At 56.9% G+C, this 17,041-nt stretch carries 10 protein-coding genes; 2 read left to right on the top strand and 8 right to left on the bottom strand.

Annotated features, from left to right (window positions below; translation table 11 throughout):
* Window positions 1–44: 44 nt before the first annotated feature.
* From ACXAG1_RS01345 to ACXAG1_RS01335, 3 genes are all read right to left on the bottom strand, one after another.
* Complete coding sequence (locus tag ACXAG1_RS01345; RefSeq protein WP_475118710.1) at window positions 45–779, bottom strand: FadR/GntR family transcriptional regulator; 735 nt, start codon at window positions 777–779, stop codon at window positions 45–47.
* A 65-nt stretch (window positions 780–844) separates the two neighbouring features.
* Window positions 845–1,582, bottom strand: coding sequence for a FadR/GntR family transcriptional regulator (locus ACXAG1_RS01340; RefSeq protein ID WP_475118709.1), 738 nt, complete (start codon window positions 1,580–1,582; stop codon window positions 845–847).
* A 131-nt stretch (window positions 1,583–1,713) separates the two neighbouring features.
* Complete coding sequence (locus ACXAG1_RS01335) at window positions 1,714–4,149, bottom strand: glycoside hydrolase family 42 (protein WP_475118708.1); 2,436 nt, start codon at window positions 4,147–4,149, stop codon at window positions 1,714–1,716.
* Between the two features lie 352 nt (window positions 4,150–4,501).
* On the opposite strand from ACXAG1_RS01335, the gene ACXAG1_RS01330 reads away from it, so the two are divergent.
* On the top strand, window positions 4,502–8,002 hold the full coding sequence (locus ACXAG1_RS01330; RefSeq protein ID WP_475118707.1) for a LamG-like jellyroll fold domain-containing protein: 3,501 nt from the start codon (window positions 4,502–4,504) through the stop codon (window positions 8,000–8,002).
* 107 nt (window positions 8,003–8,109) lie between these two features.
* Window positions 8,110–11,247: an Ig-like domain-containing protein gene (locus tag ACXAG1_RS01325; RefSeq protein ID WP_475118706.1), complete on the top strand. Its 3,138-nt coding sequence runs from the start codon at window positions 8,110–8,112 to the stop codon at window positions 11,245–11,247.
* Window positions 11,248–11,336: 89 nt separating this feature from the next.
* Here the strand turns inward: ACXAG1_RS01325 and ACXAG1_RS01320 are convergent, their stop codons facing one another.
* The 5 genes from ACXAG1_RS01320 to ACXAG1_RS01300 form a co-directional block, all read right to left on the bottom strand.
* Entirely contained in the window at window positions 11,337–12,299 is a 963-nt protein-coding gene (locus tag ACXAG1_RS01320) for a DUF4862 family protein (RefSeq protein ID WP_475118705.1), read from the bottom strand.
* A gap of 69 nt (window positions 12,300–12,368) precedes the next feature.
* Window positions 12,369–13,001, bottom strand: a complete 633-nt coding sequence (locus ACXAG1_RS01315; protein ID WP_475118704.1) for a 2-dehydro-3-deoxy-6-phosphogalactonate aldolase — start codon at window positions 12,999–13,001, stop codon at window positions 12,369–12,371.
* Between the two features lie 25 nt (window positions 13,002–13,026).
* Window positions 13,027–14,046, bottom strand: a complete 1,020-nt coding sequence (locus ACXAG1_RS01310; RefSeq protein ID WP_475118703.1) for a 2-dehydro-3-deoxygalactonokinase — start codon at window positions 14,044–14,046, stop codon at window positions 13,027–13,029.
* A 124-nt stretch (window positions 14,047–14,170) separates the two neighbouring features.
* Window positions 14,171–15,334 (bottom strand): mandelate racemase/muconate lactonizing enzyme family protein, encoded by a 1,164-nt coding sequence (locus ACXAG1_RS01305; protein ID WP_475118702.1) that lies wholly within the window; start codon window positions 15,332–15,334, stop codon window positions 14,171–14,173.
* 193 nt (window positions 15,335–15,527) lie between these two features.
* Window positions 15,528–16,970, bottom strand: coding sequence for an NAD-dependent succinate-semialdehyde dehydrogenase (locus ACXAG1_RS01300; RefSeq protein WP_475118701.1), 1,443 nt, complete (start codon window positions 16,968–16,970; stop codon window positions 15,528–15,530).
* Window positions 16,971–17,041: the final 71 nt, after the last annotated feature.

The raw sequence follows: 17,041 nt of genomic DNA, 5'->3' as shown, positions 1-17,041 counted from the left end.
AGGGTGGCCGGGCTTTTTTGATAAGGCTGCCAATCAAGCTACAACTAGCTGGACATCTCTTTGCGCAGTCGCTCCGCGGCGTCTTCCAGCAGTTTACTGGTAAGCTTTTCGGCTTTATCGCCATCGCGGGCAGCAATGGCTTCCAGTACTTCACGGTGGAAAGGAATCGACTTCAGATTACTCTCACGGGTCTGGTTGGTGATTTTGATACTCACCAGCAGCGCGGAGTAAATGACCCCTTCAATGGCGGTAAGAATATCGTTCCTTGCAGCACTGAGAACGGCCTTGTGGAACAGCGCATCGGCAACCACAAACCCTTCCGATGAGCCAACCGAGGCTTCCATCTGGTCACAGGCCGCACGGATGCTGGCGATATCCTGCTCGGTGCCCCGCTCCGCCGCCCAGCGCGCAGCCTTGGGCTCGAATGCCAGGCGAATTTCCAGCAATTGCATCAGAAACTCACGGCTCGGCGGCGCAGACAAGTGCCAGGCAAGTACATCATCGTCCAGCAGGTTCCAGTCGTTGCGTGGGCGCACCCGGGTACCAATGCCCCGGCGCACATCCAGCATGCCTTTGCTGACCAGTATTTTTACCGCATCGCGAATCACCACCCGGCTGACTTTGAAGCGCTCGGCCAGGGTATTTTCTTCGTCCAGCAGGGTTTCTGAGTCGATGGCACCAGCGACGATGCGGCGGCCCAACTCGCGGGCTACCTGTACGGAGAGGCTCGGTGACATGGACACCGAGCGTTTTAGATCGTAATAGACTAGTTCACTCATGGGATGCATATAAACATAGCATCTGACACTTGCCAAGAATTTAATCCCGGCGTACCACAAGCAAATCAGGCGTCGGCGTTTTCCAAACGTAAGCGCCGACTGGTGTCACTGAGCAGGTTTTCAGTGAGCGCTTCAGCCTTGTCGCCATCACCGGCTGCGATAGCTTCATACACTTCCCGATGAAAAGGTACCGAGGCACCATTTTCCCGCGGGTCTTTGTTGGTCACACGAATGCTGACCAGCAGAGCGGAATAGATCACCCCTTCCATGGCGATAAGGATGGAGTTGCGCGCAGCCTTGATAATGGCTCGGTGGAACATGGAATCGGCAATCACGAAGTCCTCGGCGGAACCACGCTCTTCTGCCATGCGGTCACAGGCCGCTTCAATTTCCGCAAGATCTTCCGGCGTTGCCCGCTCGGCCGCCCAGCGCGATGCCTTGGGTTCGAACGCCAGGCGGATTTCCATCAGCTGCTTCAGAAACTCGGGGTTGGGTGGCGCCGACAGGTGCCAGGCCAATACGTCGTCATCCAGCAGAATCCACTGGTTGCGGGGGCGCACCTTGGTGCCGATGCCGCGGCGCACATCCAGCAGGCCTTTGCCCACCAGGATCTTTACCGCATCGCGCACTACCACCCGACTGACTTGGTAACGCTCGGCCAGAGCAGCCTCATCGTCGATCAGGCTGCCCGGCTCGAAAGCACCGGAAACAATTCTGCGGCCAAGTTCCCGCGCCACCTGCACCGAGAGGCTCGGTGACATGGTGGGGGCACGCTTCAGGTCGTAATAGATCAATTCGCTCATGAAACCTATTTAAACATTATACCTTTAGGCCAGCAATAGAATTTTCTCAATCGGTGCTATTCCCCTCAAGAAAAGAGACTTTCGGTCTCATTTCACGCAGGTTCGAGCAACAAGGTTCGAGGTACGCTGACTTAGCCAGCGCTCACCCTGAGCAACATCACGCCTTTTGGCGCCAACTCGAATTGAGTATCCAGCTCGTTTTCGGTAAACAGGTCGGTTACGGCAATGGTGTCGGAGCCGTCCAGGCTCAGATTGAGCTTGGCGGTGTGTTTACCAATATTCAGGATGCTCACCAGATAAGAGCCGTCATCCTGCTGCACAACACGCCAGGTGGTGCCTTTGTGATCGGTGCCATTGTCCTCCACCAGCTTGATGGCCGGCAGGCTCGCTGCAGCCACTTCAAGCGCGGCTTCGCGCATTGCGGCAACGTCGTTCTTTTTGTTCAGAACAATGAGCTTGCCCTTGCCCTGCTCTAGGGATTTTTTGTGCGGCTTGCCGTACTCATCCATGCTCAGGCTTTCCGCGCTGTCCACGATCACGGTGCCGCCCTTATTCAGATAATCCTGCAGTGCAGACAACTCAGAAGCACTCACAAACTGAGTACGGTGCACGGCAATCACATCCCACTGACTGTGATCCTGCTTGTTGATAATATTTTCAGTGGCGAAACCCACCGGGAATCCATCAAAGAACAGGCTCTCGTAGGCTTTCCACTGCTCGCTCATATGCTTCGGCTTGTTGATCGCCGAGGTTTCTGAATAGAACAGGCGGATGGGGCGGCGCTGCTCACGCAGTGCGACGATTTCCTCCGAGAAACTGTTCAGGTCATACATCACCTGGGTATAGGCATTGGCGATGTGCGGCTGCTGATTGACTGAGCCGGCGAAGGAACCGGCCAATGCCGGATCGAAAAAGTTCATCTCGCCTTCCAGACGATCTTCCGGTGACCCATCCGGATCCCGCGCCCAGAACCAGGCCATGTTGGCATCCATCCCCTGCAGGGTCGCCAGCCAGTAGACGCTATGCACGTAATCCACACTGGTATCCAGCTCCCGCCACCAGGACGCGGAAAGAAAATGGCTCTCACTGTTTACGTGAATTTTCCCTGGCGAGACCGACTCCATAAAGTCGTAGCTCATGCTCATCTCTTCCCAGAACCAGCTGTAATGCGCCTCCCAAGGTTCCGCCTGGTTGCGGTTTAGCGCGCGCGTCTCGCGGGTTTTGGCATCGTTACCGATCATCGAGGTCAGGCCGGTAAGCGCTTCCACATCAATACCGTGGGAGCGTGCGTTTTCGGTGAACATGTCGGGCATGATTTTGATACTGGTATCCGCTTCCGGGTTGCCCTTGCGCAACTCGCCCTGCAGGAAGGTAAACCAGTTGATGGCGCGGTCCATGTTGTAGCGGGACCAGTCGTACCACTTGGCGGTACCGCGGATCGCGAGGTCAATGGGAATCTCGATCTGCACACTGTCGAAGCCCGCAAAGTCACTGTCCCAGTTGCCGTTCAGCTGCTTGATGTCACCCTGGTATTTGCCGTCGAGCCAGTTGCGGAAGGCATCCAGGGTATAGGAGCTGATCGCGTTCATTTCCTGAAAATTCTGGCTCCAATGGCCTTTCTCACTGAACCAGTGGGGTTCATTGGCGAGGATATAACCCAGCTGGGTCACTTTTTTGCCGCGGGTCAGCTCACCGGTATGGCTGGCGATCTTGCCCCAGACATCGCGCACCAACGGGTTGTCGATGTCATAGCCGGTAAACAGAGAGCGGCCGAGGCGCACTTCCGGCTCTTTCTTTTCCACCCACTCGGGGATACCCATGTTCCAGTAAATCAGGAAACCGACATTGCTCGGGTCGATGTCGGTAACCTCTTTCATCAACGCCTCATCAAAGGTGCCGTTTTCTTTCAACAGGAAGGAGTTGATGGCGCGATCGTGATCCACCGGGTAGAGGTTTTCACCCCCGTGGTAAATGGCACCGAGGTGGTCGTTGTACACCGCGGTATCGGTCAATGGCCGGCCGACGGATTTGGAGAAGTAGTCGTAGAGGAATGCGGGCTTGCCGTTGCTGAGCAGCATATTGTCGCTGACTTCGATATTTTCCCAGTCGATCCTGGGCACCGGGCGCCGCTTGATCGAACCATCGATGACCTTGCCCAGCTCCTCAATACTCGCATCGAGAATCTCGATGACTTTGCTGCGTTCGAAGTCCGGCAACTCTTCGGCCAGCTGGTCTTTTTGATCTTCGTAGGGGGCGTAGGCCCCGAACATATAGGCCACCGCATCGCGATTCTGCTCGTCCCAATTGGCAAACTTCAGGAACTCCCGGGCGAACCAGAGGGTGGTTTCTTCCCGGGTAACATCCAGGCCTTTGCTTTGTGCTTCCTTTACCTGCGCCTCGAGAGTGCTGATTTTGTCCAGTGCAGTGGCTTCCAGCCGGTTGGCGCTGGCCACACTCTCACTGGCGGGCTTTTCCAGCCCGGTGGCTTCCGATTTCTGCTCGGAACAGGCCCCAAGGCCCAGCGGCAGAAGCGCAGCAATGGCGGTGCACAACAATGTCTTTTTCATTTTTCTCTCGGTCCAGGCGATATTTTTGACTGTTATTGGCTTAGGGGTAGCGCGGCCGACCGAAGCCTTCCATCGAATCCCGCACAGCAACTTATATCACTTATTTAAACATCATATGTTTATACCCGCAATATGCGCAAAAAAGCCGCCTCCCTCTTTTTAGCAGCAAATTAGTCCGTAGTTTCGCCCAAAAACTGTGCGCCACATAGCACAACATCATTGGTATGATGTTTACAGACGTGCTACATTCTCATGACTCTCAGACGAGAGCCCTCCTCAATATGCGGTAACGCCTCAGCTCTCGAGGCTATTTGAGCAAATACATAAAAATAACGTCCGGAGGCATTCAGCGATGAAACTTCACGTGCCCGCTATACTGCTCGCCCTCACAGCGAGCTATAGCTATGCAGTCCCAGAGAGACCCAGTATCGACCGAACCATCCATATGGCAGAAGGCCATGTGCCTGGCGGCACCAATCGGCACTGGCTTAACCCCTACGTTCCGCCGCTCACCACCAGCAAGGACAGCCGTATCGGGTTGACCCATCGACCCTATCGAGGGGTCTATTTCCGCCTGTTAAAGCCGGAAAACATCCAACAGCCATTTCTCGAGTCCCCTGCCGGCATGGAAATCATGAGCCAGCAGGAATACACCTACGAAATGCAGCCCAATGGGGCCATTCCCACCCGCGGTACTTCCGGCCACATGACCCTGTGTGACCCGTCCGGCGACCTTTCTGACGACCCGTCGGCGGCGCCCCACCGGGAGAATGCCAACCCCTACGCCTGCGGCGTCGACGGCGCAGACGATTGTTACGACCTGGTTGTCATCACACAGCTGGAGAACCGACATCTGGCCGGTACCGACGTACACCTGCGCGTAGAGAACCCCAAAACCACCGATGCACGTATTGCCGAAATCACCGTGGGCGATACCGTAGAGGGCGATGTGAGCTTTCCCGGTGGCTCTTTTTTCGAACCCAGCATCACCGGCGACGGCCACCTGATGGTTTCCCGAACCGATAACGCGCGCATTTCCTGGCGTCATCCGGACGGAGGCAATCGCTCGGTCACCTCGGACATTGTCTACTACGTGAACGACAACCCGGACAATTTTGAGGCCTGTGACGTTCGCCAGTTTACCGACCGCTATCCAATTGGCCACGCGCCCTACGATGAAACCATCAACAGCCGTTACGGTTTCGCAATGCATCCCTTCGAGACGCTGGACCACCGAGGGGATCGCCTGGTGCTTGCCGATGGCTTCGGCTTTGGTACCTATCCCTGGATTGATAAAAGCGGGGCGAATATCACGTTTACCTCTATTGGCGGTCGCCTGTCTGGCGCAGGCTATCCCACCCGTTGCCCCCCAGAGGTTCAGGCAGCCTACGGCGGCTGTTCAGGCGGTGCGGAAAACTCACCGCTCAATGGACGCACGCTTCTGGGCCTGTGGACCCGCGGCAAAATGGTGCTGCTGGATAACATGATCAACCATATGGACAACATGGAAGATGTGCGTGAAACCGCGCATCGTGACGTATTGCTGTATGCACCCGATGGTGCCGATGATGGCTACAAGCGCGTGGGTGATACCCGCAGCCGCAACATCGATGTTATGCCCAACGGGAATGTGCCGAACACCAGCTTTTTTGACTCCAACGAGCACCGCTTCAATTACTTCGACAACATGCGCCCCATCAGCCCGGCAGATGTCACCTGGCTGATGAGTACAGGTCGATCTACAGATGAAGTCATCTTTGACGATTACGTCAATGCGAATGGTTTTATTGTTTCGCACATGGTGCAACAGCTGAGGTTCAACACACAGTACAACGTAAAAGCGGTGCTTAATGGCCATATTCAAAATTCCGCGACCTCGCTGTACTGGAACAAACCGCTAAGTGCAGAAATGACCGGTGACGGACGTGCAGAAATCATCGCCAATGGCGGGTTTACCGGAAAAGGATACTGGCTGGATGGTGAAAACATCGGGCTGGAATACGAGGTTCCCGAGCAGCCGCAGAGTGTTCTGAATACCCCGTGGTACTACAGCCTGTTCATTGATAGCCGCGACAATACTGGCGAGCGCACACTCATCGAATTCCCCGATGGCTCCCAGGTCCGCCTGCAGAATAGCGATCGCATCGCCTTCATCGATAGCGACGGTGCACAAGTTCACACCCTGAACACGGTGGAAGCAATTCCGCAATCAGGCTGGGCACACCTGGGCTTTCAGCTGAACGCAGGTAACCGCACCATCGAGACGTATATTAACGGATATAAGGTCGATACCTTTACCAGCGGGCAACCACTGTTCGCTCTCCTGCCCGGCACCCTGACTATCGGCGCCGGCGCCCATGGAAATCCGTCCTTCCGCGGTTGGATTGACGACTTCAAAGTATTTTCCGAGATCGTCAATAAAGAAGTTGCCTGCAACCACGCGAAAGGTACTCTCGCCGGCGTTACCGGCAGTGCGCCTGCCCAGTGGCGCACGCGAGCCAGTGCGTTCCCTGCAGACTCCCACAGCGAAATCAGTAATGTTCTGCAGCAATTCGGAGAGAACACCTATTCGCAATACGCGTGCTATCACGACTATAGCGATGATTACGCCGCGCACTTGCAGAATATTCCCGCCGGAATGGTCGGCGTTCGCGAAGCGATCAACTTCCCGGAAGGCCCCCTGCTCGCAGACCGCCCTCGCCCGGAGTCCCGCGCAAATGCGTTTTGCCTGAGCTGTCACACCAACGATGGGCGCGGCGGCCTTGATCTCGACGCACTGGCATTGCGCCCCTCGGTAATGGCACCACTGGACGATCGTCGCCAACCAATGCAACCGGACCCGTATATTTACGGAAATATTCCTGCTGGCTGGCTCGGCAACGGACGCCCGCGCACGCGCCTGGTGTCCAACCGACAAAATGCGTTCAACGTCGACCACTATCTACTTGGGGGAGCAGGTGGAACCGCGCCGGAACCTGAGCCCGAACCCGAGCCCGAGCCCGAGCCCGAGCCCGAGCCTGAGCCCGAGCCCGAGCCCGAGCCCGAGCCTGAGCCCAACCCGAACCCCGGTCAATCATCGCTACTTGTAAACAGTGGTTTTGAGCAGGGTATGACCGGATGGATCACCAACGGCTCCGCCAATATCGTTACCGGCAACAGCCATTCCGGAAGCAATGCCGCGCATATCAATGGCGCTGGTGGCTTCAACCAGGTACTCACCCTTGAGGCCAATACGGAATACACCGTTAGCATCCAGGGAAGAGTTGGCGCTGCAGGCGAGTCCTATTTTATCGGTGCAACCAACGCAACCACCGGTCAATTCATCCGCAACACCAGTATTACCTCTACAAACTACACACTGAATAGCTTCAACTTTACAACTGGCCCCAACGCAAGCCACGAGTATCGAATCTGGATGTGGAATGATGATGGTGGCAATTACTACGGCGATGTATTCACCCTTACGCCGCTGGACGGCACACCGGAGCCCGAGCCCGAGCCCGAGCCCGAGCCTGAACCCGAGCCGGAGCCCGAGCCCGAGCCCGAGCCCGAGCCCGACAACAGCATCTGCGGACCGAATCAACCCAACTGGGTACCGGTGGAAAGTCTCCAACTCAATGTAGAAGGCACCGTTTACCTGAACGTTGGCGACACCCTGTCTCTGGATACAACCGTCACACCGAGCTGTGCAAGCCAGCAAAATGTGACTTACCAATCGTCCAGCTGGCAAATTGCCAGCCCGAGCACCTCCGGTTTGATCACCGCACAGGGCGAAGGGCAAGCCACCATTACCGTCGTCTCCAAGGCAGACTCTTCCATAACGGACACAATTTCTATCGTTGTGTCGCAATAACACCATTTTGAGGAAACGCTGACCCGGCACCGGTAGCAGTGAGTGACCTGGTCAGCGTTGAATCAAGCCGGAAAAACAATAATAAATCCTGAAAAGGAATTAACTCGATGAATAAAAATATCAGAGCCTCGCTTGCGCTCACCGTGGCGGTCGCCGCGGGGCAACAAGCCGTCGCGCAGGAAATCCCCCCGCCCCTATCCGACCAGGACAATAGTGCAGGCTGGGTCATCAACCCTACGGTTTCCGATGAATTCAACGGTTCGAGCTTTGACAGAAGCGTATGGTTAAACCAGGGCGAAAATGGCCAGTGGAACGGACAGTGGCGCGGACGGGCTCCGTCCGAATATGACCCGGATAACGTGCGGGTGGAAAACGGCTACCTATATATGACAGCCCGCTGGGACCCAGGCCATAACTTCTCAAATGGCAATGGCGGCGGCAATTCCCAGGGCAACTGGCAATACGGTGACGTGCCCATTACCACCGCGGCATTGCTTGGCAAAAACACCTTTCTGTACGGCTATATGGAGATGCGCTCCAAGGCTGCACCTGGCCCCATTTCCAGCTCATACTGGACTACCGGCGTAGGCGGTGAGACCGATGCCTTCGAAAGCTTTGGCTGGAACCCGAACAACCCCTGGTCCGGCAAGCGCTTTCACACCAGCTTTCACGACTGGCGCAATGGCTCTTCCACCTACGGCCGGCGCATCTGGGAAAATGACCATATTTTTGATTTCGGTGTAGCCGATGATTTCCACGTGTACGGGTTTGAGTGGGATCCCAACTATGTCGCCATTTATATCGATGGCGCGCTGGTAAACTGCGTTACCCGTGAAGAAATGGGCAATGCATGGGTTGCCACCAACCCCCAGCGCCCGTGGATCGATATGGAAACCTTCGACTGGGAAATCAGCGCCTGGGATCTGCGACCTGAACACTTTAACGGTGCCGAAGGTATCGACTTTGTCGTTGACTACAGCCGCGTCTACCAGCGCACCAACGGACAATCCGGCGGTGTCTGTCCCAACCGGGAAAACCTGCTGACCAACCCCAGCTTCGAAAATGACATGCAAGGCTGGAGCGGCCCTGCCACCATCACCACCAACGAAAAATCCGATGGCAACAAGGCGGCGTCACTGACCAGCGGCGGCACCATCGAACAGACGGTCGCGGTAAAACCCAATACTTCCTATATCGTCAGTGCCTGGGCCAATAGCGCCGACACCAATCAGGCAGACCGCTGGTTTAACGCCTACCTGGGCGTAAGGGACCACGGCAATGCCACCTCCAATGTGCGCTATTTCTTCAACCGCTGGCACGAAAAGAGCCTGCAGTTCACTACAGGGCCAAATACGACGGAAGCAACCATCTTCTTTACCAACCAACCCCAGGGTGGGCTGACGTATGTGGATGAACTCGCACTGTATGAGGCGGAATACACCTTTGCCGGGGATCCGGTTGCATCTGTCAGCCTCACTCCTGCGAATCTCGAAGTGCTGCAACGCAACAGCGGTCAGCTTACCGCAACCGTAGCCCCTGAAAGCGCAGGCAATAAAGCATTGCTCTGGACCTCGAGCAACGAAAACATTGCCACAGTGGATGCGGTCGGCAACGTAACGGGACACAACCCCGGAACGGTAACCATCCGGGCCCAGAGTGTGTACAATCTGCAAGCTTCCGATACCGCCACGGTAACGGTACTGGCGAATAACAACCTGCTCGACAACCCCGGGTTTGAAAAACAGAGCCTCACCGACTGGTGGGACAGCTTCGGCCTGGTCTCAGCGGTTGAAAACTCCGGGCGCGAGACCGAAGGCAGCTACGCGGCCAGAATTGAGGCCGGCGCCAACCTGTCCCAGCAGTTTGCCGTAGCGCCAAATACCAGCTACCGGATAACCGCAGACTGTGTGATAGAAAACCCCAGCAGCAATGGATTTTTTTTTGTCATTGATGGTTGGGAGGCCGGCCCCTGGGGCATCCCTATGGATGCCAGCGCCTTCGCCAACACCGCTGCGTTTAGCCAGGAGTTCACCACCGGCCCCAACGACGATGGCAATATGAGCCTGGCGGTTTGGAATAGTGAAACGGTCAGCGCAAGTGGCACGCCCCAGCATGCGCAGACTGCCTACTGCGATAACTTCGAAGTCCGCAACCTGGATAACGGTGGAGATGACAGTGGAGACGACGACCCCATTGCGGTAACCGGTGTAGACCTGAGCCCGATTGCCGCCACGATCAACCCGGGAGAAAGTACACAACTGACAGCCAACGTTATCCCCGCAAATGCCGACAACCAGGCCATCAGCTGGCACTCGGAAGATGTCGCTATTGCCACCGTGGATGACTTTGGTCTGGTAACCGGGCAGGCTTCGGGACAAGCCATCATTACCGCAACCGCAGAAGATGGCGGCTTCTTCGAAATCGCCACCATTGAAGTCCTGCCGGTCGTTGCCGACAACCGGTTAACCGACGGGGGCTTTGAGTCCGGAACCCTGGAGGCCTGGCCAACCAGTTACGGAAACAGCGCAGTTTCAAGCGCAAATGCCCACAGCGGCACTTTCTCCGCACGGCTCAACGGCAATGGCGCGATCGAACAGGACTTGCCGGTTGAACCGAACACCACCTATACGCTGACTGCAATCGTCAGAGTTGGCTCACAGGGTGACGATGCCTGGCTCGGAGCCAAAAACTTTGGCGGCGAGGAAACCGCGACACAGGTGACTGAAACCGCCTACACCGAAAAAACGGTAACCTTTACCACCGGAAGCAACGCCACCAGCGCCCGAATTTACCTCTGGAATGGTGACGCCAACCACGAGGTGTTCGGTGATAACTTTGCGGTGGTAGCGGCAGGTTCGGGTTCAAGCTCCAGTTCCAGTTCCAGTTCCAGTTCCAGTTCCAGCTCCAGCTCAGGCTCAAGTTCCGGTTCGGGTTCAGGCTCCAGTTCCAGCTCCGGGTCTAGTTCCGGCTCTGAAAACTGCAACGGCAACTGGATTTCGGTTACCGGAGTCGATATTTCGGAAGCGAGTATTGTGATGGATCTTGGCGAGCAAATTGTGCTCGATTACAATATTTTCCCAAGCTGCGCTTCCCAGCAGAATGTCACCATTAAAAGTACCAACTGGAATGTGGTTGCCCCCAACAACAACGGTATTCTGACGGCCAGGAACGCAGGATCCGCTGTTATTACTGTGGTCACAAAAGACGGATTCTTTGAAGACACAGTGAACGTTACCGTTCGCTAAACCAAGAAGAACAAAAATCAAGCAGCACGAAAAAGGGGAGCAAATTGCTCCCCTTTTTCGTTGAACTTCCAAATGAATCTTGGCGACGATCAACCCTTCGTAAATAAATCCAGCGCTGCCAGTGCATCGCGGTTATAGGCCACTCGGGCATCTGCGCCCAAATCCTGCGGGCGCACACCAATCTTGATACCGAGAAAATCCAGGCTGGACCAGTCTGCCACCTCAAGGCTTGCCTTCATCTGCTCAGCGGTCAACAGGGACCCCTCGGCAAAGCTTCCGCCTTCAAAGATTTCCGCCGGCGGCATATGGGTGTCTCGCCATACGCCATAGGGCGTATCCTGATCAGAAATACCGGAGAACATAAAGCCGCGCAACAACCCGGCCTCGCGCGCCGCCTGCAGGTGCTGTAGTGGCCCCTGCACGCTGCGGGTTTCCAGCGCGGAGCGTCCCCAGTTCACCGACAGGCCGATCTCGCAACCACAAGCGCGGTTGACTTCTGACACCGCCTGAATTTCTTCCTCGAGCGTCAGGAAGCCCTTCTCTGGCTGTGCACCCTCCACAAAGGCATCACAGTGCTCGATCACCAACTCAGCGCCGTCCCAGTCCCAGGACTGGATCTCATTCAGCGACTCGACCAGCGAGGCCACGGAAGAAGTGCTTCCGGTGCGGTTTGGGCTGGTATGCAACTGGATAAAATCCACCGCTTTGCGCCCCAGATGTGCATTCAGTTTGTGCACTGCGGCACGCATTTGCTGATAGAAGGCGATACCTTCCGCGCGACCTTCCGGGTTGTCGGAAGCGATACCAAAGTGCGGGTTTTTCCCCAGGCGGCCCATGATGCCCGGCACACCGGTGAACACGAAATCCCAGGTGGGGTCGATGTCCTGCAAAAACCAATCGTCATCGTGCGGGTGCAACTGACCGGTAAACGGGTGTTCGATACCACGGATGCTGCTCAGTTTTTTAATGCCATCCAGGTACTGGGCCTGCAATTCAGGCTGCCAGTCGTCGGTCACCGGTGCTGTTGCGTAGGCCGCGAGTATGGTTTTCATGGGAATCAATCTCCTGGAAGAATTTGCGGGAAATGATACACCGGGCATCATTGCTTGTCCTTCCTGCGCTCAGGCAGACAGGGCGCGATAGCCAGAGGCATAGGCCTCCGCATTGTCCCGCACCTGCGCCACGGTCATACCCGCGCGATACAGCCCGGAACCCAGACCGAAACCGGAAAAACCAGCGGCCAGATATTCCGGCATATCCTGTGGCCCTACACCACCCACCGCCAGCACCGGCAGGTCCGGGAATACCGCCGAGGCCACTTTGAACCCTTGCGGCCCGAGCGCGGTGGCCGGGAACAGTTTGAGCGCGTCCGCGCCCGCATCTGCGGCCGCGAGCGCTTCGGTAGGCGTGCAGAAACCGGGCATGGAAATCAGGCCAAGGCGTTTGGTCTCGCGAATCACGTCCACATTCACGTTCGGAGAAATAATCACCTTGCCACCGGCTTCTGCCACCGCTCGTACCTGTTCTACGGTCAATACGGTACCGGCGCCGACCAGTACTTCATCGCCCATCACTTCCGCCAGCGCCTGGATGCTGGCACAGGGCTCCGGGGAATTCAGCGGGACTTCGATAATACGGAACCCGGCTTCGCGGATGGGCTCGGCAATTGCCACAACCTCGGTGGGCTGAACACCGCGCAGAATGGCCACCAGGGGCAGTGCTTCGAGATAGGAATTCAGTGCGTTTACAGTCATGTTTTTCTCCAAAAATTCTTATGGTTTAGAGCCAGCCGGCGTTGCTGGCAATGGCCACCAGCCCGCGGCGCACGGCGCTGTCGCCGTCGATGCTTGCAGAAGGAATGTCGCGGAGCTCGAGTGCACGCTGGTACAGGGCGGTGAGGTTGCCACCGCCCACCAGGGTCACATGGGTTGGGCGGCCAATTTCTGCGGTGACCGTGTGCATTTCCGCACCGATCAACAGGCCCGACAGATAGCTGTGGACTTGATCCGCGTTTAGCTTAAATGTATCGGCAACGGCACCCGCAACCACCGCGCTGCGCGCACTGAACAAGGTGTGCAGCAGGTTTGGATGCTCCGCGGCCACACCGACACCGCGATCAAACGCGGTAGCGTTGAACGGGCTTGCGACCTTGCCCGCACCATCAACAGGAATCAGACGACCGAGGATGCTGTGCTGGCACAACACGTTGAATAGTTCGCCGGTCATGCAGGTGGCGAAATCCATAATCGCCGGCTCGGCCTCACCGCCGGCAGTGGAACACAGGTCCACCCTCGCCCACTTGGCATGAGTGCCCGGCAGGCACAACAGACGTACACCTTCAATGGCTTCACCGGCCCCTACTTCACTGCCCTGCAGTATTTCAGCACCGAGAATCTGCACCTCTTCGCCGCGCATGACATCGGCAAAGCCACTGAAGGAACGGCCGCGCACGCCGGGCACAATGCCCATGGAAAGCCCCTGGCCGTTTGCCACCGGGCACAGCGTCTTACCCATTGCCGACAGTGGCAGCGGGCAGTCCACGTAACCGGCATCTTTCCAGCCCTGGGCACTGCCGACCATGCCGGTCATCAGTACCGGCAGCTTGCCGCCTTCGAGCCAGGGAGCAATCTGTTCCATCAGAAAGGATTCAAATGCTTCCTGGTCGAGCGTCAACATGCCCCTGGGGCTGGTGGTTTCCTGCAACAGTGCGGCACGGTGATCCATCAGAAAAGCGCGGAAGTTGGAGCTGCCCCAGTCGACGCCGATTAATGCCGGCGCGGTGTTTGCGTGATCAGTCATGGATTAATCCATCAGATAGAAAAAACCCCGGTCGACCACTGGAAAGATGCCAGATAGACCGCCGGGGCAAATAACGAAAGCATTGCAACAATTACGAATAATTGAGCGCAATTAAGACAAACTATCAGGCGTCGACTTCAAAATGCTTGATAAAGTCGCGGTCGGGCTCGATGCCAAGACCCGGGCCTTTTGGCAGCGCAACGGTGCCGCCGCTCTCTGCGACCTGTTCCTGAATCCGCAGGGGTTCGGTAAGCAGCTCTTCACGGAAGCGGTTTGGCGTGGTGTCGTACTCCAGCATGGGTTGAACCGGGTGTGCCGCACCGGGCAGATCCGGCAGTGCCGCCAGCAGGTGCAGGTTGGTTCCCACGGCCACCGCCGAGCCCCACACATGGTTGATCACGGGAATAAAGTTCGCCGTGGCCAGTGCCAGCACTTTTTGATACTCAGTAATACCACCCAGCGCGCAGACTTCCGGCTGCAGAATATCCACGCAGCGGTTCTGGATCAGTTCGCGGTGGCCCCAGCGGGTGAACTCACACTCACCGCCGGAAATATTCAGGTCCAGGGCTTCGCACAGGTCGCGATAGCCGCGGTAGTCTTCCGGTGCTACCGGTTCTTCAAACCAGTCCACGCCCAGCTTTTCAAATTCGCGGCCCATGGGGATGGCTTCACGGGTGGTGTAGGCGTGGTTGGCGTCGACCATCAGGCCCACATCGTCACCGATGGCGTTGCGCACAGCTTCCACCAACTCGACATCTTTTTTGTGGCCAAGACCGGTTTTCATTTTCATTGCGCGGAAGCCCTTCTCGCGGATGGCGACGGCCTCCTCGGCAAAACGCTCTTTCAGATCCGGTACACGCTGCAGCATCATGCCGTAACCGTACGCTGGAATACGTTCGCGGAACGCACCGCCCAGCAGTTGGTAAACCGGCTGGTTCAGGGCTTTACCTGCGATGTCCCACAGGGCAATGTCCACACCGGACAGGGATTGCATGGGCATGCCCTTCTGACCGTGATCCCGCAACAGGTTGTAGACGGTGTGCCAGATCACTTCCCGATTGAGAGGATTCATCCCCAGAATCATCGGCTGGATGACTTTTTCCACGATAGCTTTATTGGCAAAAGCCACGTTACCGCCACCGAAGCATTCACCCCAACCGGTAATGCCCACATCGGTCTGCACTTCCACCAGATGGGTGGTGCGCTTCAAGTAGTACTGCTGTGAATAGCCGAGCTCTTCCTCGAGATCGTACTGCAGCACGTGACTGATGATTTTTGTTATTTTCATGGAGTTAACCCCTAACTCAATCCCGAAGTATTTCGGAAATTAGTTCAGAGAACCTCTGAATAATGTAGCGAGCGAGTGGATGGTTGTGACCGCCTGCGCACAGGACGCGGAGCGTACTTAAGTACGTGAGCATCCGAGCACAGCCGGGCGCCGCCAGGCGCTCGCGCAGTAATTATTCAGAGGTTTCTCAGTTTTATTTTTTAATGGCGCGCGTTACACGTTTCGGTGCCAGGTAGTCGTCCAGCGCAAGGTGTGAACAATCCACACCAATACCTGATTGTTTGACCCCGCAGTGGGGGAGGTCGATGGCATACTTGATACCGTTAATCTGTACCTCGCCAAATTGCAGCTGCGCCGCGCAGCGCTCTGCTTTTTCGATATCGGCGGTGAAAATATACGATGACAGACCGGCGTCGGTGTCATTTGCCTGCACCATCACTTCATCTTCATCGGTAAAGGTGAGCAGGCTGATCACCGGGCCAAATACTTCTTCGCTGTACAGGCGCATGCTGTTATTGACGCCGTCCAGTACCGTCGGCGCGTAGAAGGCACCCTTCTCCAGGCTATCATCCAGCCCTTCCGGCTTCTTGCCACCGTGCACCAGGGTCGCGCCCTTCTCTACTGCGTCCTGAACCAGCGCATCAATGCGCTGTACGGAACGCTGATCGATCACCGGACCCATATCAATATCGCCGTCGCGGTCGTAACCCACCTTTACTGCTGCGGCACGAGCCAGCACTTTTTCACGGAATGCGTCCGCGACACCGGCTTCCACGAACACCCGATTAGGCGTTACACAGATCTGCCCGGAGTTGGCGTACTTCACACCGCAGATCACATCGGCGGCGAGATCCAGATCCGCATCGGCAAATACCAGTGCCGGCGCATTGCCACCAAGCTCCATGGAATAGCGCTTAATAGAGGTGGCACCGGTGCGCATGACATGCAGCCCGGTCTGAGTGGATCCGATCAGGGTCAGCAGCGCAGGAATCGTAGAAGCAGAAATGGCATCGCCAATCTCGTGGTCCGTACCAGAAATAATATTGACCACACCGGCCGGCAGGCCGATCTCGGCGCAGAGCTCGCCCACCGCATAGGCGGAAAGCGGGGTTTTGGAAGACGGCTTGATCACAATCGGGCAGCCGGCAGCCAGGGCCGGGCCGAGCTTGTAGGCCAGGTTCAGCAGCGGGAAGTTCCAGGCCAGGAAGGCCGCCGCCACGCCAACGGGCTGACGGGACAGGGTGTGCACGTGGGTGCCTTCGCGGTCCACCAGGGACTCGGCATGCATGCGGGTAATTTCTTCCGCGTAAAACTCCAGGCTGTGTACCAGCATCTGGTAGTCGTCTTTGGTGGCCGCCCAGGGCTTGGCCATTTCCAGGTGAATGCACTCGCGCAGGTGGGTTTCATTGGCCAGCACGGCATCGCGCAGCTTGTGCATCCAGCTGACGCGCTCGGCGACGCTGGTGGTCGACCAGCCGGGGAAAGCGGCCTGAGCGGCTTCCAGCGCCCTATGGGCATCGGCTACGGTCGCCTCGGCAAAACTGCCAACCACTTCATTGGTTGCCGGATTGACCACGTCCAGGTAGCCGTCACCACACAGCTCTCCCCCGATATACATACGTTTGGCCAGTGCCATATTCAGTCCCCTGTTGCCTGCCTTGCGGGTGGCCACGCATAAGACGCCAGCAACCACCCACCTTAAGCTTA

The sequence above is a fragment of the Microbulbifer sp. ABE4_465 genome (genome assembly GCF_056160765.1).
Note: the sequence above shows the minus strand (reverse complement) of the source record. Positions and strands in the feature narration are given on the sequence as shown.